Raw genomic sequence first — 24,596 nt, forward strand, 5'->3', positions numbered from 1 at the left:
CAATGAAACGTGCTTTCCGCCAGATCTTCCCGCATGGCCATGCCGGGCTGCGCCGCGTCCAGGCGCTGTCGATGCGCGCGCATGCCGTGCTGTTGCTGCTGGCCTGTGCGCTGCTGGTGCCGGTCGCGTCCGCCGCGGCGGCGCAGGACGTGCAGGACGCGCAGGGCGATGCCGCGCGCGGCGTGCTGCTGCGCACGCTCGGCCCGCGCGCGGCCGAGCTACAGCTGCAACGGCAGCCGCGCGGCCGCGGCAACGACTGGTACCAGGTCGCCGCCGAGGCCGGCGCGCTGCGCGTGTCCGGGTCGTCCGAAGTGGCGCTGGCGCATGGCGCCTACAGCTATCTGCAGTCGATCGGCGCGGCATCGGTGAGTTGGGAAGGCAGCCGGATCGCCTTGCCTGCGGCCTATGCGGACTTCCGCGGGCAGCGGACGGCCACCCCGTTCGCGCACCGCGCCTACCTCAACGTCTGCACCTACGGCTACACCACGCCGTGGTGGGACTGGGCGCGCTGGGAGCGCGAGATCGACTGGATGGCCCTGCACGGCATCGACATGCCGCTGGCGATGGAAGGCCAGGAGTACGTGTGGCAGGCGCTGTGGCGCGAGTTCGGGGTGGCCGATGCGGAGTTGGCGCAGTACTTCTCCGGCCCGGCGTTCGCGCCGTGGCAGCGCATGGGCAACATCGAGGGCTACGACGCGCCGCTGCCGCAGCAGTGGATCGAGGACAAGCATGCCCTGCAGTTGCGCATCCTGCAGCGCATGCGCGCACTGGGCATGAAGCCGGTGCTGCCGGCCTTCGCCGGCTACGTGCCGAAGGCGTTCGCGCAGGCGCATCCGCAGGCGCGCATCTACCGCATGCGCGCCTGGGAGGGCTTCCACGAGACCTATTGGCTGGATCCGGCCGATCCGCTGTTCGCACAGATCGCGCAACGCTTCATCCAACTCTACGACCGCACCTACGGCAAGGGCACCTACTATCTGGCCGATGCGTTCAACGAGATGCTGCCGCCGATCGCCGCCGACGGCAGCGACGCGCGCCTGGCCAGCTACGGCGACAGCACCGCCAACACCGCCAAGGCCGCGCCACCCGAGGTGCCGCCGGCGCAGCGCGACAAGCGCCTGGCCGAATACGGCCGCGCGCTGTACGCCTCGATCCATCGCGCCAATCCGGATGCGGTGTGGGTGATGCAGGGCTGGCTGTTCGGCGCCGACCGCCACTTCTGGACGCCGCAGGCGATCGCCGCGTTCCTGCGCGAGGTGCCCAACGACAAGCTGCTGGTACTGGACATCGGCAACGACCGCTACCCCGGTACCTGGAAGCTCTCCGACGCGTTCGACGGCAAGCAATGGATCTACGGCTACGTGCACAACTACGGCGGCAGCAATCCGGTGTACGGCGACCTGGCGTTCTACCGGCAGGACCTGCGCGCACTGCTCGCCGACAAGGACAAGCAGCACCTGGTCGGCTTCGGCGCGTTCCCGGAAGGGCTGCACACCAATTCGGTGGTCTACGAATACATGTACGCGCTGGCCTGGGGCGCACAGCAGCGCCCGTTGCAGGACTGGCTCGACGACTACACCCGCGCCCGCTACGGACACACCTCGCCGGCCTTGCGCGCGGCCTGGGACGACCTGCAGGCCTCGGTGCTGTCGACCCGCTACTGGACGCCGCGCTGGTGGCGCAGCCGGGCCGGCGCCTACCTGCTATTCAAGCGGCCGACGCTGGACATCGGCGACTTCGATGAGGCCCCCGGCGATCCGCCACGGTTGCGCCGCGCCCTGCAGCAATTGCTGGCGCTGGCGCCGGAATATGCCAACGCGCCGTTGTATCGCTACGACCTGGTCGACTTCGCCCGCCACTACGCCACCGGTCGCGTGGACGCGCAGTTGCAGCAGGCGGTGGCCGCCTACCGACGCGGCGACGTCGCGGCCGGCGACGCCGCGACTGAAAGGGTGCGCGAAGCGGTGACGCAACTCGACCGTCTGGTCGGCGGCCAGCAGGAGACCCTGTCAAGCTGGCTCGACGCCGCGGCTGACTATGCCAAGACGCCGCAGGATGCCGCGTACTACCGGCGCGACGCCAAGGCGCAGGTCAGCGTGTGGGGCGGCGAGGGCAATCTTGGCGACTACGCGTCCAAGGCCTGGGAGGGCATGTACGCCGACTACTACCTGCCGCGCTGGACGTTGGCGCTGCAGATGCTGCGTGACGCGGCGGTGGCCGGCGGCAGCGTGGACGAGGCGCAGCTGCAGCAGCGCCTGCGCGCCTGGGAGCGCGACTGGGTGGCGCGCGACACGGCCTACGCGCGGCAGGCGCCGGCCGATCCGGTCGCCGCGGTGCGTGCGCTGCTGCAACAGGTGGATGCGCCATGAGCGCCGTGCCCGCCAGCCCTCCCGCCGCGGCGCCGTCGCGCGAACGCTTCCTGTCGCTGGACGTGTTCCGCGGCCTGACCATCTTCCTGATGATCCTGGTCAACACGCCGGGCGCCGGCGCCGATGCGTTCGTGCAGCTGCGGCACACGCCGTGGTTCGGTTTCACCGCCGCCGACCTGGTGTTCCCGTCGTTCCTGTTCGCGGTCGGCAACGCGATGAGCTTCGCGCTGGATCGTGGCCAGCCGCTCGGCGCCTTCCTGCGCCGGGTCGGCAAGCGCAGCGCGCTGATCTTCCTGCTCGGCTTCCTGATGTACTGGTTTCCGTTCGTGCACCAGGGCGCCGACGGCCACTGGACCCTCACCGCGATCGACCAGACCCGGGTGCCCGGCGTGCTGCAGCGCATCGCCTTGTGCTACGCGCTGGCCGCGCTGTTGTGCCGCTGGCTGTCGCCGCGCGCCCTGCTGGGCGCCTGCGTCGCGCTGCTGCTCGGCTACTGGGGCGCGCTGTACCTGTGGGGCCAGCCGGGCGCGGAGCTGAGCAAGCTCGGCAACGCCGGCACGCGCCTGGACCTGTGGCTGCTGGACCCGGCGCAGCTGTATCGCAAGGACGGCGGATTCGATCCGGAAGGCCTGCTCGGTACGCTGCCGGCCACGGTCAACGTCATCGCCGGCTACCTGACCGGGCTGTACGTGCGCCACGCCGGCAAGCAGGCGCGCACGGTGCGCTGGCTGCTGCTGGCCGGGATCGCGCTGACGTTGCTGGCCCTGGCCTGGCAGCCGTGGTTCCCGCTGGCCAAGAAGCTGTGGACCGGCTCGTTCGTGCTGCTGACCGTGGGCCTGGACCTGCTGTTGCTGGGCGCACTGCTGTGGGCCATCGAGGTGCGCCATTGGCGGGCCGGCAGCGGCTTCTTCACCGTGCTCGGGCGCAATCCGCTGGCGATCTACCTGTTTTCCGAGCTGTTCGTGGTCTGCCTGCGGCTGATCCCGGCCGGTGCCAGCGGCATGGACCTGTACCAGTGGCTGGGCGTGGAGGTGTTCCAGCGGCTGCTGCCCGGCCCCTGGGGCAGCCTGGCCTGCGCGCTGGCCTACACCCTGCTGTGCTGGGGAATGGGCTGGTGGATGGATCGACGGCGGCTGTACCTGCGGCTGTAGCCCGGCGTGCACGGACCGCGAATTGGTACTATATTGGACATAACGAATTCATGCGGACTGGAGAGCGCGCCATGACCAAGCCCAAGCCGCAGGCCGATCCCCGCCTGCAAGCGCTGGCCGTGGATCCGGACGCGCCGACCCCGCTGTACCTGCAACTGGCCAGCAAGCTGGTGGAGGCGATCAAGGGCGGGCAGTGGAAGCCGGGCGAGGCGCTGCCGGCCGAGCGGCAACTGTGCGAGTACCTGCAGGTGTCGCGAGTGACCCTGCGCCAGGCCGTGGATGCGCTGGTCGAACAAGGCCTGGTGTCGCGCCGCCAGGGCGCCGGCACCTTCGTCACTTCGCACATCCAGCATCAGCTCAGCGGCCTGGCCAGCTTCAGCGAGACCCTGCGCATGAAGGGGCTGGAGCCGGGCACGCGCTGGCTAGAGCGGCGCACGCGCCCGGCGCACGGCGAGGAGATCCTGCGCCTGGGCCTATCGCCGGACACGGTGGTCGCGGCGCTGACCCGTTTGCGCAGCGCCGACGGCCGGGTGATGGCCTACGAGAAGGCGGTGCTGCCGCAGCACGTGGTGCCCGATCCGCACGCCATCGCCGATTCGCTCTACACCTACCTGGACGAGCGCGGCACCCCGGTGGTGCGGGCGCTGCAGTACTTCCGCGCCATCAACCTGCCGGCGCGGCTGGCCGGCCACCTGGGCATGAAGGAAGGCGAGGCGATCCTGCACGTGGTGCGGGTCGGCTACACCCGCGACGGCAGCGCGATCGAACTGACCGACACCTATTGCCACAACGACTACTACGACTTCGTCGCCGAGCTGCGACGCTGATCGCCGAACCCCGCGCCCTCCCGGAGCACGCCCGCCCATGACCACCGCACGGCCCGCCAGTCCCTACGCCTCCATCGCCATCGTCGGCCTGTTGTTCTTCATCATGGGCTTCTTTACCTGGATCAACGGGCCGTTGATCCTGTTCGCCAAGGTCGCCTTCAACGTCAGCGACGCGTTCGCGTTCCTCATCCCGAGCGCGTTCTACATTTCCTACTTCTGCCTGGCGCTGCCTTCTTCGTTCATCCTGAAGCTGACCGGGATGAAGAAGGGCTTGGCCCTGAGCCTGCTGATCATGGCGATCGGTGCCGCCATCTTCGGCCAGTTCACCAATGACCGCTCCTACGTGGGCGCGGTGAGCGGCATCTTCATCATCGGCGGCGGCCTGGCCTTGCTGCAGACCGCGGTCAATCCGTACATCAGCATTCTCGGGCCGATCGACGGCGCTGCGCGTCGTATCGCGCTGATGGGCATCTGCAACAAGGTGGCCGGAGCGCTGGCCACCTATGGCCTGGCGAAAGTGGTCCTGCACGGCATGGAGGATTTTTCGACCCAGATCGAACGGGTGCTGCCTGCGCAGAAGGAAATCCTGCTGCAGGAGTTCGCTGGCCGAATCCACGGCCCGTACATGGCGATCGCCGGCGTCCTCGCCGTGCTGTCTGTCGCCCTCCTGTTTTCGCCCTTGCCCGAGATCAGCCCCGAGAAGGCGAACGCGTCGGCATCGGACGAGCGAAACCGCGACAGCATCTTTGCGTTTCCGCATGTGTGGCTGGGCGCGTTGTGCATCTTCGTGTACGTCGGTGCGGAGGTGATGGCGGGCGATGCGATCGGCATCTATGGCAAGAGCCTCGGTCTGTCGCTCGACTACGCGAAATATTTCACGATCGGCACGCTCGCCTGCATGTTGGCGGGCTACCTGCTCGGCCTGGTGCTGATCCCGAAGTACATCTCCCAGGAAAAGTACCTGTCCTTCTCGGCCTGCCTGGGCATCGTCTTCTCGCTGTGTGCCATGTTGACCGGCGGCTACGTGTCGGTGGCATTCGTGGCCGCGCTCGGATTCGCCAATGCCATCATGTGGCCGGCCATTTTCCCCCTGGCCATCAAGGGCCTGGGCAAGTTCACCGAAAAGGGCGCTGCATTGTTGATCATGGGCATCGTGGGCGGCGCCGCGGTTCCGCAGCTGTTCGCCCATTTGAAGGAGTTCTTCGATTTCCAGGTGGTCTTCGCCGGCTTGATGATCGCCTGCTACCTCTACATCTTGTTCTTTGCGCTGCGCGGTCACCGCGTCGGCCAGGGCGCGGCGCGCTGACGCGCTTTTCCCCCAACTCGGCAAACTATCCAATGCGCAGACCCACCATCAAAGACGTCGCCGAACGGGCGCGGGTGTCGCTGAAGACCGTCTCGCGGGTCATCAACAACGAACCGTCGGTGATGCAGGCCACGCGCTCGCGCGTGCTGCATGCCATCGCCGAACTGGACTACGAGCCGGATCCGTCGGCGCGCAATCTGCGCAGCGGCACCCCGTTCGTGATCGGGCTGGTGTACGACAACCCCAATCCGTACCACATCATCGGCGTGCAGAACGGCGTGCTCGCCGCCTGCCGCGAGACCGGCTTCGGCCTGCAGATCCACCCCTGCGATTCCACCGCGCCGATGCTGGCCGAGGAACTGGCCGAGTGGACCCAGCGTTCGCGCCTGGCCGGGCTGGTGCTGACCGCGCCGATGTCCGAGCGCGCCGACCTGGTCGCGGCGCTGGCCGCGCGCGGGATCAAGACCGTGCGCATCATCGCCGCCACCGAGGATCCGCAGGACGGCCCGTGCGTCTACGTCGACGACCGCGACGCCGCCTACGCGATCACCGAACACCTGATCCAGCTCGGCCACCAGCGCATCGGCTTTCTGTGGGGCGGCACCTCGCACCGCTCCAGCGGCGAGCGCTATGCCGGCTACGAGGCGGCGCTGAAGGACTACGGCATCACCCTGGACAAGCACCTGGTGATCCCCGGCGACTACACCTTCGACGACGGCTTCCGTGGCGCGCGGCGCCTGCTGGCACTGCGCGAACCGCCGACGGCGATCTTCGGCTCCAACGACGAGATCGCCGCCGGCGTGCTGGCCGCGGCCAAGTCGGCGGGCATGAACGTGCCCTACGACCTGTCCATCGCCGGCTTCGAGGACAGCCCGTTCTCGCGCCAGTCGTGGCCGCCGCTGACCACCGCCAAGCAGGCCACCGAGGACATCGCCCGCCATGCCGCGCGCTTGCTGATCAGCCAGTTGCGCAGCGATGCCTACGAAGACCATCCGGCGCCGGTGCACAACCAGGGCTTCGTGCCGCAATTGGTGGTGCGCGGCTCGACTGCGCCCATGCAGCCGCATTCCCAGCCGCATTCCCGCCGTTCCTCCTCCCCCGACCCCACATGACCCTGCCCATGGCGCTGCCCTCCGAAACCGAAACCCTGATGTTCCGCGAAGCCGCGGAAGCCGCCGCGGTCGTCGCCGCGCAGTTCGAGCGCAACCACGCCACGGTGGCCGCACTGGCCGCCTCGCTGCGCGCCGATCCGCCGCCGTTCGTGGTGACCTGCGCGCGCGGCAGTTCCGACCACGCCGCCACCTACGCCAAGTACCTGTTCGAGACCCAGCTCGGCGTGGTCACCGCCTCGGCCTCGCCCTCGGTGGGCTCGGTCTACGAGGCGCCGCTGCAGTTGCGTGGGGCGCTGTACCTGGTGATCTCGCAATCGGGCAAGAGCCCGGACCTGCTGCGCAATGCGCAGGCCGCCAAGGATGCCGGCGCGCGCGTGGTGGCCCTGGTCAACGTCGAGGATTCGCCGCTGGCGCAACTGGCCGACACGGTAATCCCGCTCGGCGCCGGCCCCGAGAAGAGCGTGGCCGCGACCAAGAGCTACCTGGCCTCGCTGGCGGCGATCCTGCAGCTCGGTGCGCACTGGAAGAACGACCCGGCGCTGCTGGGCGCGCTGCAGGAACTGCCGCAGGCGCTGCGCGCGGCCTGGCAGGCCGACTGGCGCTCGCTCACCGACGGCCTGGTCGATGCCCACAACCTGTTCGTGCTCGACCGCGGCCTGGGCCTGGCGGCGGCGCAGGAAGCGGCACTGAAGTTCAAGGAAACCTGCGGCCTGCATGCCGAGGCCTACAGCTCGGCGGAAGTGAAGCACGGGCCGATGGCGCTGGTGGGTCCGGGCTTCCCGGTGCTGGCCTTCGACCAGCCGGACGAGGCCGGCGAGGGCACCCGGCGCCTGGCCGAGGAGTTCCGCGGCCGTGGCGCGCAGGTGTGGCTGGCCAGCGCCGGCGGCGATCTGCCGCTGGTGGCCGCGCCGCACCCGGCCTGTGCGCCGCTGCTGGCGATCCAGAGCTTCTACCGCGCGATCAACGCCCTGGCGCTGCGCCGTGGCTACAACCCGGACCTGCCGCCGCATCTGAACAAAGTGACGGAGACCGTCTGATGACCACGGTGGCGCTGCGCAATGCCCGCGTGCTCGGCGAGGACGGGTTTCTCGACGGCGTCAGCGTGCTGCTGGAGGGTGGGCGCATCCTCGCCCTGCTCGACGACGCCGACCCGCGCGTGGCGGCAGCGCCGGTGCAGCACGACCTGGGCGGCGGCAGCCTGCTGCCGGGCTTCATCGACTTGCAGGTAAATGGCGGCGGCGGCGTGCTGTTCAACAACCGCACCGACGTCGAGGCGCTGCGCCGCATCGGCCAGGGCCATCGCCGCTACGGCACCACCGGCTACCTGCCGACGCTGATCAGCGACGACCTGGAGGTGATGCGCGCGGCGATCGACGCCACCCGCCAGGCCATCGCCGACGGCGTGCCGGGCGTGCTCGGCATCCATCTGGAAGGGCCGTACCTGGCGCCGGCGCGCAAGGGCACCCACAACGCCGACAAGTTCCGCGTGCCCGACGCCGAGGAACTGGCGCTGGCTACCTCGCTGGACAACGGCGTCACCCTGATCACCCTGGCACCGGAACGCGTGCCGCCGGCCAGTATCCGCACCCTGGCCGCGGCCGGCGCGCGCGTGTTCGCCGGCCACACCGCCGCCAGCTACGAAGAGACCCGTGCCGGGCTGGACGCCGGCATCTGCGGCTTCACCCATCTGTACAACGCCATGACCCCGCTGCAGGGGCGCGATCCCGGCGTGGTCGGCGCGGCGCTGGAAGACCGCAACGCCTGGTGCGGGGTGATCGTCGACGGCGTGCACGTGCATCCGGCCAGCCTGCGCGTGGCGCTGGCGGCCAAGCCGCGCGGCACCGTGTTCCTGGTCACCGACGCGATGCCGATGGTCGGCGCCGACAGTCCCGCGTTCGACCTGTACGGCGAAACCATCACCGCCATCGACGGCGTGGTGCGCAATGCCGCCGGCGCCCTGGCCGGCTCGGCGCTGGACATGGCCAGCGCGGTACGCAACAGCGTGCAATGGCTGGGCGTGCCGCTGGAAGAAGCCGCGCGCATGGCCTCGCTGTACCCCGCGCAGTGCGTGGGCCTGGACCACCGCTACGGCCACATCGCGCCCGGCTACCAGGCCGACCTGGTGCTGCTGGATGAGGCGCTGCAGGTCCGCCACACCTGGATCGCCGGCGCGATGGAGTAGGCGGCCGCGGGCACCGCCGCCAACACGGCAGGTGTCTCCCGGCGAGGTGACGATCCTCGGCCTCGGCAGCCAAGGGCTTCCGCCACACCTGTGTGCCGATGCTGTCGCCTGCATGCAGTAGGATCGCGGGCGATCGCCACAGGGGGAGATCGTCATGCGGATCGTGGATACGGTCGTGCCGCGTCTTTGCGGCAGCGGCCAAGATTGGTTCGACGGTGTGTCGCGCATCGCCGCGACCTGGCGAATACAGTGGAAGGGCATCGGCGCCGATGTGCCGCGCGCGCCGCGAGGGCGGCGCCATCAGCACTGGCAGGGGCCCCATCCGCGCAGTGCCGGCGGCATCGGTGCCGGGATCGTTCTGCTGTTGTGGGCCGTGTCCTGGCCGGCCTGGGCGGCGACGGCACCGGCCGCATGCCGGCGGCCTGCGTTGCCGGTGGCCTGTACGGGCCCGAACGCGGTCGGGCGCTTCGTCGCCCGCAATGCCGGCCCTTGGCAGCCCTACGCGTTCGCCGCGCCGCTCGACGTGCCGGCAGGGCAGACCCTGGCCATCGCGATCTGCGGACAGGCCAACCAGACCGTGCAGGATGCGCATTGGCTGGCACAGCCATCGCTGTTGCCGACGCTGGTCCACAGCGTCGGCGCGGACGCCGCGCTGGCGATCCTGGTGCAGGACAGCGCCAATGTGGCGCTGGACGGGCGCCTGACCCTGGGCGAGGACACGCTCGCCGCCGATGGCACGCTGCGCGCGCCGGTGGGGCCGGTGCAGGCCGCGCTGATCGGCACGCTGGTCGACGGCCCCATCGCGGCCGGTGCGCGCATCGACCTGCACCTGCGCGATTCGGCCAACGTCAGCTTGCAGACGGCGCAGAGCCATCTGCATCTGGGTGGCGGCAGCCTGAGCGAACGGTTGATCGCGCCGCGCGATGCGTCGGCCGTGGCCGCCGATGCGGCCTGCCTCGAGGTCGCGGTGGAGCGCAGCGACCGGGTCCGCGGCGGTCGCGGTGTGCTGACGGTCGGCGGCGGCCGCCTGCAGGGCGCGCTGGTCGCGCATCCGCTGCGTGGCAGCCGCGTCGCCGTGCAGGCTGACGACGTGGCCAACGTAGCGGCGGACGAGGTCCGCCTGTTCGCCGGCCAGCTGCTGGACGAGGTACTACAAGCCGGGCCGTGGCTGGGTGGGCAGATCGCGATCGGGCTGGCCAACGTCGCCAACGTCGATGCGCGCGCGCTGGAGATCCAGGATGCGGTGCTGATCGACGAACTGGTTGACGCCGAGCGCGTGGAGAACGCGGCGATCGACCTGCGCCTGAGCGATGCCGGCAGCGCGATTCTCGCCGGCACATTGCGCATCCGCGATGGTGGGCTGATCGACGAGCCGCTGGACGCGTCCGATCTGCTCGCCTCGGACGTGGCGGTGACGCTGCTGCGCAGCGGCAACGCCGTCGCCGCCGATGCGCTGATCGTGGACGGAGAGCTGATCGACGAAGCGATCGACGTCGGTGCGGTGCAGGACGCGGCCTTGTCGGTGCGGTTCGAGGATGCCGGCAATCTGGATGCGGTGACGGCGCGGATCGAGGAGGGCGAATTGATCGACGAGGCGATCGATGCCGCCTCCTTCGACGGCGGTACGCTCACCATCGCGTTCGCGGACAGCGGCAATGTCACCGGCGACGCCCTGACCATCGCCCATGGCGAACTGATCGACGAAGCACTCGACCTGCAGGGCCTGCTCGCGCAGGCGGACCTGCGCCTGGACATGACCGATGCCGGCAACGCACGGGTCCAGGCGCTGGACATCGTCGAGGGCGAACTAGTCGACGAACTGCTGGACCTGGTCGACGCGCGCGATGCCAGCGCCGAACTGCGCGTGCGGCGCAGCGCGAACGCCGGCGGCGCGCTGTCGGCGTCGGCCAAGCGCGTGTCGCTCGTGTATGGCGAGTTGATGGATGAGGTGATCGACGCGGCGGGCACGCTGGAGGGATTCACCGGCGTCGTCGACCTGGGCGATACCGCCAACGCGCGCGCGGCGCGCATCGCCCTGCAGGGCGCGCAGCTGCTGGACGGTGTGCTGGACGCGGCAGCGCTGCGTACCAGCGAGCTCGGCCTGCAACTGGTCGATGTGGCCAACGCGCGCTACCGGGACGCCCTGGAGATGCAGGAAAACAGCACGCTGTTGGGGACGCTGGCCGATGTGGACAGCCGCGATGCCGCGTCGCAGATCGCCACGGTGGTCGTGGCCAGCGGAGAGGCGATCCAGGTGCCGTAGCGGTCGTTGGGCCGGCGGTGCGCCGATCGACGGCAGCGAAGTTGCCATTGCCGCGTTTTCCGGCGATGCGCCGGTCAGCGGCGGCGGTGATGGCCAGCGGGTCGAGGCGGAAAGGCGCCTCTGCTCGCTCCGGGAAGCGCACTCGTGGGAGTGGCAGCGCGAGTCCTCGCAAAAGCCGCTGCTGCATCGTGCAGGTGCAAGCGCTGCCTGGCGTGGAGCGGGTGCTGTCCCGCTTTGGGTAGGCATGCCGAAGGACACCTTGCGGCCGGCCTGGGTCATCGGCAAGCTTGGCCATCGGTTTCCACGCAGCGATGGCGCAGGGACGCACGGTCGTCGCCGCGCTCCATGCATCTGCCAGGAGTGTGCATCGAATGACTCGCAGCGCTGCACTGGTGCTCCTGCTTGCAGGAATCGCCGGCATTTCCGCCGCCCGTGCCGAGGACGCCTTGGCGCCGGTGGAAGCGCGCGTCCCGTTCGCGCCCGCTGCGTTCACCGGCAGCGACGGACGCACGCATCTGGCCTATGAGCTGCACGTCACCAATTTCTATGGCGATTCCGGCGCGCTGGCGCCGCAGGGGCTGGACGTGTTCGGTGACGATGCGGCCACGCCCCTGCTGGCACTGGATGCGAAGCAACTGTCGCACGTGGTGAAGCCTGCGCCGGCGGCGCAGGAGCCGGTGGCGATCCTCCCCGGCAAGCGCGCGGTGTTCTTCGTCTGGTTGACCCTGCCGGCGGGGGTGTCGGTGCCGCACCGCTTGCGTCACCGCATCCACTTCACCGCGGACGCCCATGCGAGCAGCATGCTCGACGGCGCCACCGTCCAGGTCGGCGATGCGCAGCCCATGGTCATCGGCGCGCCGTTGCGCGGCGGCCGCTGGTTGGCCCACGAAGGCCCCGGTGCCGCCCAGTCGCACCATTGGGGCAGCCTGGTGGCGGTGAACGGGCAACTGACCATTCCGCAGCGCTACGCCCTGGATCTGGTGGGTGTCGACGATGCCGGGCACGTGCTGAGAGCCGGCGTGAAGGACATCCACAGATCCAGCTACGCCGACTGGATCGGCTACGGCGCGGACGTGCTTGCCGTGGCCGACGGCGTCGTGCGCAGCGCGCGCGATGGCGAGGCCGAACACCAGCCGCTCAGTGCGCAACCGGAACCCGCCTCGCTCACCAGTGACGGCCTGTTCGGCAACTACGTGGTGCTGGAAATCGCACCTGGCACGTTCGCAAGCTATGCGCATCTGCGCCGGGGCAGCCTCAAGGTGAAAGCGGGCGAGCGGGTGCGGCGGGGACAAGTGCTCGCGCAGTTGGGACAGTCCGGCAATTCCGCGGCGCCGCATCTGCACTTTCAGCTGTCCAATGCCGTCGCGTTCGAAGGTTCCGAAGGCGTGCCTTACGCGTTCGAGCGCTTCGGCTATCTCGGCACCGAATCCGAAGCCCAGCTGTTTGGGCAGGGCGAGCCATGGCACGCCTCGCCCATCGAAGATCGCCGGTCGCAGCTGCCGCTCAACGACGTGGTGATCCAGTTTCCCGGTCAGTCAGGGCTGGGCCGTTGACCAAGGGCAGAGGCCCGCGGCCTGGAACAGCCGCAGTGGTCGAGGTGCGCGGAGCCGCGCTCGGCCAGCCGCTGCAAACGCAGCGCTTCGCGTCCCCGCAGCCGCTTCGAACCGCCGTTCATCAGGCGAAAACCGCGCCGTACCTGCGGAACGGCATGCGGCGCAAGGCCCGGCCGCGTCAGTCTGCGGATGCGCGGCGCGCCGCGGCGATCGCCGCGATCCGCGCCTTGGCCAGGGCCTCGCCGATCTGCGGGCCGCTCAGGCCTTGCGCGGCCAGGTCGCGGGCGTTGACCGCCAGGGCCGCTGCGTGCAGGCGCTGCAACGTGCGGCCCTGCGGGTAGTCGGCATCCTCGCTGCCGAGGCGGCCGCGTTTGTCGGCCTCGCACACCGTTGCCAGCTGCGCGATGCGTTCGGGCTTGCGGAAGCCGTCGCAGCGCTGCAGCAGTTCGTGCACGGTGCGGTCGCGCAGCTCGTCCAGGCGATGCACGTTCAGATGCTCGCGGCAGGCGATTTCGGCCAGTTGCCGGTACTCCTGCGGCACCTTCAGGCGTTCGCACAGCGCGCGCAGCGGCGCCAGGCCGCGTTGCTCGTGCATCAGGTGGCGCGGCCATTCCTCCGGCGGCGTCAGCGCCTTGCCCAGGTCGTGAGTGAGCGCAGCGAAGCCGATCAGCGCATCGCCCGGCGCCAGTCGCGCGGCCATGTCGCTGACCAGTTCCTGGTGGCGGCCGGTGTCGACTTCGGGGTGGTACTCGGCGCGCTGCGGCACGCCGTACAGCGCGTCCAGCTCAGGTAGCACGCTAAGCAGCGCGCCCGCGTCGTACAGGGTGCGCAGGAACGCCGACGGTTGCGCCGAGGCGAGGCTGCGGCGCAGTTCCTGCCACACGCGCTCGGGCACCAGCGTGTCCAGTTCGCCACTGGCCGCCATCTCGCGCATCAAGGCCATGGTTTCCGGTGCCACGCTGAAGCCGAGCGGCGCCAGTCGTGCCATGAAGCGCGCCGCGCGCAGTACGCGCAGCGGGTCTTCGCCGAACGCCGGGCCGATGTGGCGCAGCACGCGGCGTTCGATGTCGCGCGCGCCGCCGTAGGGATCGACCAGCGCGCCACTGTCCTCGTCGCGGGCGATCGCGTTGATGGTGAAGTCGCGGCGCTGCAGGTCTTCCTCCAGCGTCACCGACGGATCGGCATCGACCACGAAGCCGTGGTAGCCACGCCCCGACTTGCGCTCGGTGCGCGCCAGCGCGTATTCCTCGCCGCTGTGTGGATGCAGGAACACCGGGAAATCGCGCCCGACCTGTTTGTAGCCCAGGTCGAGCATCTGCTGCGGGGTGGCGCCGACCACCACCCAGTCGCGGTCGCCGGGCGGCTGCCCAAGCAGGGCGTCGCGGACGGCGCCGCCGACGAGGTAGGTGTTCATGGGCGGGGATTCGGGATTGGGGATTCGGGATTGGCCAGAGCGGCGTCGTGCGAATGGACGCTGCCCTGGCCTATTCCGGCGGATGCTACCTGCATACGGATGCGCTGCGCTGTTGCCAATCCCGACTCCCTAATCCCGATTCCCCGCCTCACACACAAACTTCTTGCGCGGCGCATCCAGCTTGCCGAGCATGCGCTCGCTGAGCGGCAGGGCGTCGCCGTTGAGGCGCCAGTCGTAGATCACGCTGAAGGCCAGGACGCGCGCCACGTACTCGCGGGTTTCCTTGTAGCTGACCGTCTCGATCCAGAAGTCGGCATCGTGGCCCGGGCGCTGGCTCTGCCAGCGTGCGGCCGGGCCGGGGCCGGCGTTGTAGGCGGCGATGGTCAGGTAAGGCAGGCCGTAGGTGTTGAGCAATTGGCGCAGGTAGGCGGTGCCGATGGCGATGTTGGTGTCCGGGTCGTACAGGCTGGCGGCGCCGCCGTAGCCGGCCAGGCCGAGGTTGCGGGCGACGCTGGCGCCAGTGGCCGGCACCACCTGCATCAGGCCCATCGCATTGGCCGGCGAGCGCGCGTTCGGATTGAACACGCTCTCGGCGCGGATCTCGGCGGCCACCCAGGCCGGATCGATGGCGTTCTTGCCGGCTTCGCGGCGAATGGTGGCATCGTGGTGCAGCGGGAAGCGCAGCGTGTACAGACGCTGTTCCTCCGGGCGCTTGCCCAGCGAGAACACCGCGCGGTCGAACCAGCCGTTGGCGCTGGCCACTTCCACTGCCAGGCGCCGCTGGGTGTCGTCGAAGCGGCTCAGCGCATCGTTCCACTCGGCCACTGCCCAGCCGGCGCGGTCGATCTTGAACAGCTCCAGCGCGCGGATCAGCGCCGGATCGCGTGCCACCGCCGCCTGCGCCTGCGCGCTGTCGTTCGGTTCCCACGGGCACAGCGCGTACGGTTGCTTGAGCCGGTCGGCAGCCAGGAAGCCGTGGAAGGTGGCGGAGGTGGCAGCCTCGCGGTACAGCCGCTGCGCCTCGCTGGCATTGCCGGTCTTCTCCGCCAGCCGCGCTTCGAAGTACTGCCAGCGCGAATCGCTGCGCTGCGTCGGCGGCATCTTGCGGATCGCGGCTAGCGCCGCCGGCCAGTCGCCGCGCGCCATCGCCTCGCGTGCACGCCACTCGTGCAGGCGTTCGTCGTAGGCGGACTCGGGCACGGCGTTGAGCCGGCGCGCCGAATCGGGGCCGTACGAGGCCACCGTCCACAGCGCGATCTGGTACAGCACCGCGCTGCGCTGCGCCTCGCTGAACTGCAGCGCCTGGGCGAACTGCGGCAGTTGCCGCTCGGCCGCGTCGGGATCGGCCTTGGCCAGCTTCTCCAACCCGTCCACCGCCACCTTGCGGCTGCGCTCGGTCTTGGGCCAGCTCAGCGCGCGGGCATGCACCGCGTCCAGGAACGCGGCGTAGTCGTTGGCCAGGGCCAGGTCGGCCGCGGGCAGGCCGCGTGCGGCGGCGCGCATCACCGCGGGCTGCTGTGCGTCCGCAGCCGCTTCCACCCGCGCCCAGCGCAGCGCGTCGGTCATGCCGCCGCGCGCCTGCAGCACAGCGAACACCGGATCGCAGGCGTCGGGCAGCGACTTGCCGGCGTTGCGCCACAACGCCTGCGCTTCGTCCACCCACTGCGCGTCGGCGCGGCCGGTGGCCTGGCGTGCATTGAGCTGGGCGCAGCGCAGGCCGAGGTTCTCGGTGGGTTTCCAGTTCGCCAGCAGCGCCGGCCAGTCCTCGCGCCGCGCCAGCGCCGGCAGCCACAGCGCACGGAAGCTTTCGGCCACCGGCTGCCCGGCATAGCGCTTGAGGAAGTCCTGCGCCTGCGCATCGGACACCTTGTCGATGTTGCGGCGCAGGTTGGCGTACTCCAGCCAGCCGTACAGCGGATGCTGCTTGAACGCGGCCGCGCGGACCGGATCGAAGCGGCCTTGCTCGGCATCGTCGATCGCCGAGCGGATCGCCGGGCGTTGCGCGTCCAGGGACTGGGCGAGGGCGGAAACGGGGCCGCACAACGCGGCGGCGAACAGCAGGAGAGACGTGCGCAGGATCATGCGCGGGACTATACCGAACGCCGATGAATCGCCGTGCCATCGGGCGAGGGCGCACGCAGTGGTACGTTCCGGCATCGCGGCTGCGGCGCTGTCGTTCCGCGTCGTCCCGGCGCGCCGGCGATCGCACTGGATACACGAATCGGCGTGGGCGCTTCGCGTGCCGTACCCTCACCCCAACCCCTCTCCCGGTGGGAGAGGGGCTTTGGCTTCTCCCTTCTCCCCTCGGGACCATGGCCCCCTTTTCGGGGGAAGGTGCCCCGCAGGGGCGGATGAGGGTGCGGGCGAAGCCTCGTGTCGCCAGATCGGCGTGGGCGCTTCGCGCGCCGTACCCTCACCCCAACCCCTCTCCCGGTGGGAGAGGGGCTTCGGCTTTTCCCTTCTCCCCTCGGGACCATGGCCCCCTTTCCGGGGGAAGGTGCCCCGCAGGGGCGGATGAGGGTGCGGGCGAAGCCTCGTGTCGCCAGATCGGCGCGGGCGCTTCGCGTGCCGGACCCTCACCCCAACCCCTCTCCCGGTGGGAGAGGGGCTTCGGCTTCTCCCTTCTCCCTCCGGGACCATGGCCCCCTTTTCGGGGGAAGGTGCCCCGCAGGGGCGGATGAGGGTGCGGGCGAAGCCTCGTGTCGCGAGATCGGCGCGGGCGCTTCGCGTGCCGGACCCTCACCCCAACCCCTCTCCCGAGGGGAGAGGGGCTTCGGCATAGCGGCGCCGGTTGACGACATCTCGCACCCCCGTGTCTACCAGATCGACCAGTCGTCGCGATCGCCCGCGCTTTGTCCGCCGGATGCTTGCAGGCCGTTTACGATTTGTTTACAAAGAATTCCACGCCGTCGCGGTGCAGGGGGTCGCAGCGGCCGACCCACATCCTTTCTGGAGAGAGAGACGGATGAATTTCCTGCACCGCCATCCTTTGGTCTTCGCGGTTTCCCTGGCCCTGCTCGGCGGTGTCCCCGCCATCGCCGGCGCCCAGCAACAGACGCCCCCGGCCGCTCCCGGCAATGCCACGACCCTGGACAGCGTGCAGGTCACCGGCACCCGCATCCGCCGCGCCGAAGTCGAGGGCCAAGTGCCGGTGCAGACGCTGAGCCGCGCCGACATCGAACGCACCGGCCTCACCTCCATCGGCGATGTGCTGCAGGAACTCACCGCCTCCGGCTCGGCCTTGAACGCCAAGTTCAATTCCTCCGGCAATTTCGGCTTCCCGCCGGACGGCAGCGGCGTTGGCGCCGGCTCGGCGCAGGTGGATCTGCGCCACCTGGGCGCCAAGCGCGTGCTGGTGCTGGTCGACGGCATGCGCTGGGTCAACGAGTCCTCCGCCTCGGGCGTGGGCGCAGCCACCGACCTCAACACCATTCCGCTGGCCATCGTCGAACGCGTCGAGGTGCTGGAGGACGGCGCCTCCTCGCTGTACGGCTCCGACGCCATCGCCGGCGTGGTCAACATCATCACCCGGCGCAATTTCGAAGGCGGCCAGGTCACGCTGAACTACGGCGAGTACGACAAGGGCGACGGCGCCAGCAAGGGCGTGGACCTGGCCTGGGGCCACAGCACCGAGCGCACCAGCCTGTTCCTCGGCGCCAGCTACACCAAGCAGGATCCGATCTACGCGCGCGACCGCGCGCAGTCGCTGTATCCGATTCCCGGCACCGGCCTGAGCTTCGGCAGCTCGGCCACGCCGGACGGGCGTTTCATCTTCGTCGACCCCAACACCGGCGCCGAGCAGAACCTGACCCCGAACAGTGGCGTAGGCACGCCCCGCTACGACGGCGCCGGCGGCTGCAGCCGCAGCGACGACTACCACTGCTTCACCACCGCCGACCGCTACAACTTCGCCGCGTCCAACCTGCTGCTGACGCCGTCCGAGCGCAAGGGCGTGTTCGGCCAGTTCCGCTTCTTCTTCAACGACGACGTGCAGTGGTACCTGAAGCTGCTCGGCAACCGCCGCGAATCGACCAACCAGGCCGCGCCGGAGCCGATCTTCCTCGGCCCTGATGCCGGCACCGGCAATCCGCTGGCCGACAACATCGTCATCTCCGCCGCCAACCCGTACAACCCGTTCGGCTTCGCGCTGGATTCGGGCAGCAACCTGATCATGATCGGGCGCCGCCCGGTGGAAGGCGGCGCGCGCGTGTTCGAGCAGCGCGTGGACACCCAGTACGTCGGCACCGGCTTCATCGGCAGTTTCGAGAGCGCCGACCGTACCTGGTTCTGGGACGTCAACGGCGCCTACAGCAAGAACAAGGCCGAGCAGACCAACTACGGCAGCTACAACATCTACAACATCAACCTGGCGCTGGGCGATCCAGCGGCGTGCGCGGCGGTGGCCGGCTGCGTGCCGCTGAACATCTTCGGCGGCGCCGGCAGCATCACCCCGGACATGCTGCGCTGGATCCAGCCGGTGGTGCACGACCGGAGCCAGAACGAGCTGACCCAGTTCACCGCCAACCTCAGCAGCGACCTGTTCCGGCTGCCGGCCGGCGCAGTGTCCTTCGCCACCGGCGTCGAGTACCGCAAGTACGAGGGCTTCTATCGCCCCGATCCGCTGACCGTGATCGGCCACTACAACGGCGTGCCGTCGCTGCCGACGCAGGGCAGCTACGACGTCAAGGAGGCCTACCTCGAACTGAGCGTGCCGATCTTCGCCGACTCGCCGCTGGGCGACAAACTCGACCTGAGCCTGGCCGGCCGCTATTCCGACTACTCCACCTTCGGCGGCAAGTTCACCCCGAAGTACGGCCTGCGCTGGCAGGTGGCGCCGGACTTCGTGCTGCGCGCCAGCTATGCCGAAGGCTTCCGCGCGCCCAGCATCGGCGAACTGTACGGCTCGGCCGCGCGCGCCGACCTGACCCTGTCCGACCCGTGCTCGATCGGCCTGGGCGGCACCGCGCCGCGCGGCAGCGCCAGCAACTGCGCCACGCTCGGCGTGCCGGCCGGCTACCAGCAGGCCAACTCGCAGATCTCGGTGACCACCGGCGGCAACCGCGCGCTGGAACCGGAGAAGGCGCGCAGCTTCAGCGCCGGCTTCGTCTGGAGCCCGTGGTTCGCCAGCAACGTGCCGTGGTCGGACCGCTTCGATGTGGAGGTGACCTTCTACCGCCACGACATCGACGGCGCGATCCAGGCGATCAACGCGCAGACCCAGCTCGACCTGTGCGTGGATACGCTGTCGCCGACCTATTGCGACGGCATCACCCGCGCCTCCACCGGCGGCATCAATGGCTTCAACAATCGGCTCACCAACCTCGGCTCGATCAAGACCGACGGCTGGGACGTGGACCTGTTCTGGAACTCGCCGGAGACCGCCGCCGGCCGCTTCAAGATCGGCTGGCAGAACACCTTCGTCACCCGCTACGTCGCCACCGGCGCGGCCGGCCAGGTGCAGCCGCAGCGCCCGGGCGTGGAAGTGGTGGACAGCTCCATTCCCGAGTGGACCAGCAACCTGAGCCTGGACTGGTCGCGCGGCCGCTGGAATGCGTCGTGGACGCTGCGGCACATTTCCGAGCTGACCGAACAGTGCGGCGACGCGGTCGCGTTCCCGGTGTGCAGCAATCCGGTGGCCGGCACCAACACGCTGGACGCGATCACCTACCACGACCTGCAGGTCGGCTATCGCTTCGACTGGCTCAAGGGCCTGACCCTCAGCGGCGGCGTCAACAACGTCTTCGACAAGGATCCGCCGATCTGCCTGTCGTGCTCGCTCAACGGCTACGACGCCTCCACCTACGGCATTCCCGGTGGACGCTACCTGTACGTGCGCGCGGATCTGAAGTTCTAGGCGCTGCCCGCGATGGCACCCTGCGAGAGCGAGCGTTCGCTCTCGCAGGGCGCGGCTGATGCGGGGGCGAAGCAACCTTGATGCTGTAGGAGCGGCTTTAGCCGCGACCAATGTTCCCTGGGAACGCCCGTCGCGGCTAAAGCCGCTCCTACGCGTGGTGCAAGAACCGGTGTCGCCGCCTCAGCGCAACAAGTGCTGCGGCACTTCGATCTCGGTGGCCACGGCCAGGTGGTCGGAGAAGGCGGCGGGCACCGCACGCTGCGCATTGCAGCGCAGGCCGTCGCTGACCAGGATGTGGTCGATGGCGCGCTGCGGGCGCCAGCTCGGGAACGTCGGGACCACGCAGCCCGGCGGTTGCAGCCGGGTGCGCTGGTAGAGGAACTGCATTTCCGGGCGATCGGCGACGCAGTTGAAGTCGCCCATCAGCACCACGTTGGGATGGTCGGACAGCAGTTCGGCGATGAAGGCCAACTGCGCCGCGCGCGAGTTGGCGCCCAGCGACAGGTGCGCCACCGCCACCGCCAGGCCTTCGGCGCCGTTGCCGAACTTGGCCAGCAACACGCCGCGCCCGCCGAGCCGGCCGGGCAGGGCGTGGTCCTGCACTTCCACCGGCTCCAGCCGGCTGAGCAGGCCGTTGGCGCTGGAGGCCACGCCGCCCACGCGCCGGTTCGGCTGGTGGCTCCAGTAGTTGAAGCCGGCGCGCTCGGCCAGGTAGTGGGTCTGGTTGGTGAAGCCCGAGCGCAGGCTGCCGGGGTCGGCCTCCTGCAGGCCGACGATGTCGTGGTCGCTGGCCAGCTGCGCGATCGCGTCCAGGCTGCTGCGCTTGCGCCCGGCCGGCAGCGCGTGCGACCAGCTGCGGGTCACGTAGTCGCTGTAGCGGCGCGTGCTGGAACCGGCCTGGATGTTGGCGGTGAGCACGCGCAGGGTGCGGGTGGCGGGAGCGGTCACGGCGGTGCGGCCCGGGGCGGACGGCTTACTTGGCCATCGCCGCGCGTTCGCGCGCGATCAGGTGATCGGCGATGCGCAGCATGTCGTCGTAGCTCTTGCCCTTGACCAGGTACTTGCCGTTGATGATCAGCGACGGCGTGCCGCTGATGCCGCTGCGGGTGGCGAACTGCTTGGCGCGGTTGGTCTTGGTGGCCACCGCGAAGCTGCCCATGGTGTCGGCGAACTGCTTCGGGTCCACGCCGTACTTGGCGTAGAAGTTGGCGATGTCCTGCACCGAGTCGCGGCCGCGCTCGCCCTTCAGGGTCTGGTCGACGTGGATCGCCTTGTACAGCGCATCGTGGGTCTTCTCCTGCACGCCCAGCGCCTCGGCGGCGTAGAACGCGCGGGCGTAGTCGTCCCAGGTGCCGCCGAACATCGCCGGCACGTAGACGAAGCGCACGTCGGACGGCAGGCCGGCCTTCCACGGGCCGATCAGCGGCTGGAAGCGCGCGCAGGCCGGGCAGACGTAGCCGAACACCTCGGCCACCTCGATCTTGCCGTTGGTCGGCTGGAACGGCTGGCCGCCCGCGATGTCGACATAGTCGGTGCCGGCGACCGGCTCCGGACCGTTCGGGGTCTTGGCCGCGACCGGCTTGGCCGGCGCGGCGCTGTCGCCTTCGGCGGCAGGCTGCGCGGCGGCATCGGCGCTGGTGGCCGCGGGAGCGGCCGGCGTCTCGGCGGGCGTAGCGGCAGCGTCGTTGCCGGTGGCGGGCGCGGCCGCCGGGGTCGCGGCGGTGCCAGAGGCAGGGGCGACGGCGTCGGCAGTGCCGTCCTGGGCCTTGCATGCCACCAGGATCGGCAGCAGGGCCATCAGGGTCAGGGCGAAGCGGGTCTTCATCGGCGACATCTCCAGCAGGATGGGGGAAAAATGCCGGACGCGCCGCAAGCGCGGTCCGGCCACCCCGTCATGATGCCATGGCGCGGATGAAGCGCCGTGCGCCGATTACTTGCCTGCGCGCTCGCGGGCGATCAGCGCATCGGCGATGCGCAGCATGTCCTCGAAGTTCTTGCCCTTGACCAGGTACTTGCCGTTGACGATCAGCGCCGGGGTGCCGGAGATGTCCGCGCGCACGGCGAAATCGCGTGCGGTCTTCACCTGCGCGGCGACCTGCGGGCTCTGATAGGCGGCGATGAAGGCCTGCGGCTTGACCCCGAAGCCGGCGTAGAACGCGGCCAGTTCCTCCGGCGCCACGTTCTGCACCGGCACGCTACGCTTGTCGTGGATGGCCTCGAACATGGCGCGGTGGCTGCGGCTCTGCACGCCCAGTTGCTGCGCGGCATAGAAGGCGGCGGCGAAGCTGTCCCAGTAACCGCCGAACGCCGCCGGCACCAGGGTCAGGCGCACGTCCTTGGCCTGCTTGCCGGCCCATTCCTCCAGCAGTGGCTCGAAGTGCGCGCAGTGCGGGCAGGTGTAGCCGAACACTTCCACCACCTCGATCTTGCCGGCCAGCGGCGCGAACGGCTTGGGATCGGCGATCAGCGTGTAGTCCTCGCCTTCCACCGCGGTCGCGGACTTGGGTTGCGCGCAGGCGCTCAACGGCAGCAGGGCGAGCAGGCACAACAGCAGGCGGGGCAAACGGTTCATGCGATCTCCAATGGCAAAAACGAACGCCGGTCGTCTGGACCGGCGCGAAGGGGGAACGGGCCGGCGCCGCCGCAGCGGCGCACGGTCAGGATTGTTGCGCGGGCGCCGGCTGTTGTGGCGTTGCCGTGGCCGGTGCGGCCTGCGCGGCGGCCGCGTCGTCGGCGCGGTCGTGCAGGCCCTGCAGATAGCTGCCCAGCGCCTTGATCTCCTGGTCGGTCAGCGGCTTGGCCACCTGCGCCATGATTTTGAACATCGTCGGGTCGCGCTCCTGGGTGGTGCCGGCCTGGTATTCCTGCAGGCGCCGCGCCACGTAATCGGCGTGCTGGCCGCCCAGGTGCGGGTAGGCCGGCCCCGGGTTGCCGGCGCCGGCGGGGCCGTGGCAGGCCATGCAGGCGGGGATGCCGCGGGTCGCGTCGCCGCCGCGATACAACTGCTGGCCGACCTCGTAGAACTTCATGCCCGCGTATGGGCCGTCGGCGATCACCGCGTCGTCGGCGATGCCGGCACCGGCCTTCTGCGTGGCGAAGTAGGCGCCGATGTCGCGCATGTCCTGCGCGCTCAGCGGCTGCACGAACGGCACCATCGCCGCGACCGCGCCGCTGGTGCGCTCGCCGTGGGCGATCAGCGCCATCTGCCGCGCGCTGTAGCGCTCCACCTGGCCGGCGATGCGCGGATACATGGCGATGGCGGGATTGCCGTCGGCGCCATGGCAGGCGGCGCAGGCCGCGGCCTTGGCCTGGCCGGCCTTGGGGTCGCCCCAGGCGGCCTTGCCGATGTCGCCCTCCAGCGGCGTGGTGCGCACCGGGGCGTGGTCGGGAATGGGAACCACCGAGGTCTGCGCGAACGCGACCGCGGCGGCGACGGAAACCGCTAGACCGGCAAAGGCAAGAACGCGAGCGTGGCGCATTAGCTGAAGCTCCGTATGACCCGACCCCGCGGCTGCCGGACGGCGACCGCACTCGCGCGATTATCGGCATGCTGCGGCCCGGCGGTCAACGAAGCCCGCCCGGGGCCGCGGACGTGCGATCCTAGCGGGATGTCGCTGATCCTCGAACGTGCCCACTATCTCCTTTCCGCCCACAACGCCCGCCAGTTGCCCGACGACGGTGGCTGGGAAGTGGCGTTCGCCGGCCGCTCCAACGCCGGCAAGTCCAGCGCGCTGAACGCGCTGACCCGGCAGAACGCCCTGGCCCGCGTCTCCAAGACGCCCGGCCGCACCCAGCAACTGGTGTTCTTCCAGGTCCAGCCCGAGCGCTACCTGGTGGACCTGCCCGGCTACGGCTACGCCAAGGTGCCGCAGGAGCTGCAGGCGCACTGGCAGGCGTTCATCGACAGGTATTTCCGCACCCGCGAGGCCCTGCGCGGACTGGTGGTGGTGATGGACATCCGCCACCCGCTCAAGGACTACGACCGGCAGATGCTCGGCTACGCCGCCCAGCGCGGCCTGCCCGCGCACGCGCTGCTGACCAAGGCCGACAAGCTCGGCCGTGGCCAGCAGGGGCAGGTGCTGCAGCAGGTGCGCAAGGAACTGACCAGCGCGTTCGGCGACACGGTCAGCGTGCAGACCTTCTCCGGCGAGACCCGCCAGGGCGTGGACGAGGCGCGCGGCATCGTCGGCGGCTGGCTGGGGCTTGACGTCGAACCGCCCGCTGCGGAGTGAGCGCGGCGGCGGGCGTGGGTATGGGCGAGGCCTCGTGCGCACGAACGCCGCGAGACGCTTCGCGCCGTACCCTCACCCCAACCCCTCTCCCGGAGGGAGAGGGGCTACGGCCGTTCCCTTCTCCCATCGGGACCATGGCCCCCTTTTTGGGGGAAGGTGCCCCGCAGGGGCGGATGAGGGTCCGGGCGTAGCCTCGCGTGCTTGGACTCTGCGAGACGCTTCGCGACGTACCCTCACCCCAACCCCTCTCCCGGAGGGAGAGGGGCTAACGGCCGTTTCCTTCTCCCATCGGGACCATGGCCCCCTTTTTGGGGGAAGGTGCCCCGAAGGGGC

17 protein-coding genes are annotated in these 24,596 nt (G+C 69.9%); 11 read left to right on the top strand and 6 right to left on the bottom strand.

The window, feature by feature from the left end:
- Positions 1–2: 2 nt before the first annotated feature.
- The 9 genes from GGR64_RS18845 (at position 3) to GGR64_RS18885 (ending at position 12,763) form a co-directional block, all read left to right on the top strand.
- The gene (locus GGR64_RS18845; RefSeq protein WP_184647745.1) at positions 3–2,369 is read left to right on the top strand and encodes an alpha-N-acetylglucosaminidase; all 2,367 of its coding nucleotides are present in this window, start codon (positions 3–5) and stop codon (positions 2,367–2,369) included.
- Complete coding sequence (locus GGR64_RS18850; RefSeq protein ID WP_184647747.1) at positions 2,366–3,520, top strand: heparan-alpha-glucosaminide N-acetyltransferase domain-containing protein; 1,155 nt, start codon at positions 2,366–2,368, stop codon at positions 3,518–3,520. The genes GGR64_RS18845 and GGR64_RS18850 overlap by 4 nt, the downstream gene beginning before the upstream one ends.
- Before the next feature lie 71 nt (positions 3,521–3,591).
- Positions 3,592–4,347: a GntR family transcriptional regulator gene (locus GGR64_RS18855; RefSeq protein ID WP_160966826.1), complete on the top strand. Its 756-nt coding sequence runs from the start codon at positions 3,592–3,594 to the stop codon at positions 4,345–4,347.
- Positions 4,348–4,384: 37 nt separating this feature from the next.
- Positions 4,385–5,653, top strand: coding sequence for a sugar MFS transporter (locus tag GGR64_RS18860; RefSeq protein ID WP_184647749.1), 1,269 nt, complete (start codon positions 4,385–4,387; stop codon positions 5,651–5,653).
- 32 nt (positions 5,654–5,685) lie between these two features.
- A complete protein-coding gene (locus GGR64_RS18865) occupies positions 5,686–6,765 on the top strand; it encodes a LacI family DNA-binding transcriptional regulator (protein ID WP_160966830.1) in 1,080 nt (359 codons plus the stop codon).
- 8 nt (positions 6,766–6,773) lie between these two features.
- Complete coding sequence (locus GGR64_RS18870; protein ID WP_160966910.1) at positions 6,774–7,802, top strand: SIS domain-containing protein; 1,029 nt, start codon at positions 6,774–6,776, stop codon at positions 7,800–7,802.
- Positions 7,802–8,947: an N-acetylglucosamine-6-phosphate deacetylase gene (nagA, locus tag GGR64_RS18875; RefSeq protein WP_184647751.1), complete on the top strand. Its 1,146-nt coding sequence runs from the start codon at positions 7,802–7,804 to the stop codon at positions 8,945–8,947. Before GGR64_RS18870 ends, nagA begins: the two co-directional genes overlap by 1 nt.
- Before the next feature lie 433 nt (positions 8,948–9,380).
- Entirely contained in the window at positions 9,381–11,210 is a 1,830-nt protein-coding gene (locus GGR64_RS18880; RefSeq protein WP_221236288.1) for a hypothetical protein, read from the top strand.
- Positions 11,211–11,497: 287 nt separating this feature from the next.
- Complete coding sequence (locus tag GGR64_RS18885) at positions 11,498–12,763, top strand: M23 family metallopeptidase (protein ID WP_184647755.1); 1,266 nt, start codon at positions 11,498–11,500, stop codon at positions 12,761–12,763.
- 178 nt (positions 12,764–12,941) lie between these two features.
- Here the strand turns inward: GGR64_RS18885 and GGR64_RS18890 are convergent, their stop codons facing one another.
- Both GGR64_RS18890 and GGR64_RS18895 read right to left on the bottom strand, forming a co-directional pair.
- Positions 12,942–14,177: a multifunctional CCA addition/repair protein gene (locus GGR64_RS18890; protein WP_184647757.1), complete on the bottom strand. Its 1,236-nt coding sequence runs from the start codon at positions 14,175–14,177 to the stop codon at positions 12,942–12,944.
- Between the two features lie 129 nt (positions 14,178–14,306).
- On the bottom strand, positions 14,307–16,259 hold the full coding sequence (locus tag GGR64_RS18895) for a transglycosylase SLT domain-containing protein (RefSeq protein WP_184647759.1): 1,953 nt from the start codon (positions 16,257–16,259) through the stop codon (positions 14,307–14,309).
- An 883-nt stretch (positions 16,260–17,142) separates the two neighbouring features.
- Between GGR64_RS18895 and GGR64_RS18900 the strand changes: the two genes are divergently transcribed.
- Positions 17,143–20,031, top strand: coding sequence for a TonB-dependent receptor (locus GGR64_RS18900; RefSeq protein WP_167087877.1), 2,889 nt, complete (start codon positions 17,143–17,145; stop codon positions 20,029–20,031).
- A gap of 180 nt (positions 20,032–20,211) precedes the next feature.
- Here the strand turns inward: GGR64_RS18900 and GGR64_RS18905 are convergent, their stop codons facing one another.
- The 4 genes from GGR64_RS18905 to GGR64_RS18920 form a co-directional block, all read right to left on the bottom strand.
- A complete protein-coding gene (locus tag GGR64_RS18905; protein ID WP_152237554.1) occupies positions 20,212–20,979 on the bottom strand; it encodes an endonuclease/exonuclease/phosphatase family protein in 768 nt (255 codons plus the stop codon).
- Between the two features lie 25 nt (positions 20,980–21,004).
- Positions 21,005–21,856 (bottom strand): thiol:disulfide interchange protein DsbA/DsbL, encoded by an 852-nt coding sequence (locus GGR64_RS18910; protein WP_184647761.1) that lies wholly within the window; start codon positions 21,854–21,856, stop codon positions 21,005–21,007.
- A 105-nt stretch (positions 21,857–21,961) separates the two neighbouring features.
- On the bottom strand, positions 21,962–22,603 hold the full coding sequence (locus tag GGR64_RS18915) for a thiol:disulfide interchange protein DsbA/DsbL (RefSeq protein ID WP_160966846.1): 642 nt from the start codon (positions 22,601–22,603) through the stop codon (positions 21,962–21,964).
- 85 nt (positions 22,604–22,688) lie between these two features.
- Entirely contained in the window at positions 22,689–23,510 is an 822-nt protein-coding gene (locus GGR64_RS18920; RefSeq protein WP_160966848.1) for a c-type cytochrome, read from the bottom strand.
- A gap of 129 nt (positions 23,511–23,639) precedes the next feature.
- Between GGR64_RS18920 and yihA the strand changes: the two genes are divergently transcribed.
- On the top strand, positions 23,640–24,263 hold the full coding sequence (gene yihA / locus GGR64_RS18925; protein WP_184447153.1) for a ribosome biogenesis GTP-binding protein YihA/YsxC: 624 nt from the start codon (positions 23,640–23,642) through the stop codon (positions 24,261–24,263).
- Positions 24,264–24,596: the final 333 nt, after the last annotated feature.

The organism is Xanthomonas sp. 3307 (genome assembly GCF_014199735.1).
Taxonomy (GTDB): Bacteria; Pseudomonadota; Gammaproteobacteria; order Xanthomonadales; family Xanthomonadaceae; genus Xanthomonas_A; species Xanthomonas_A rydalmerensis.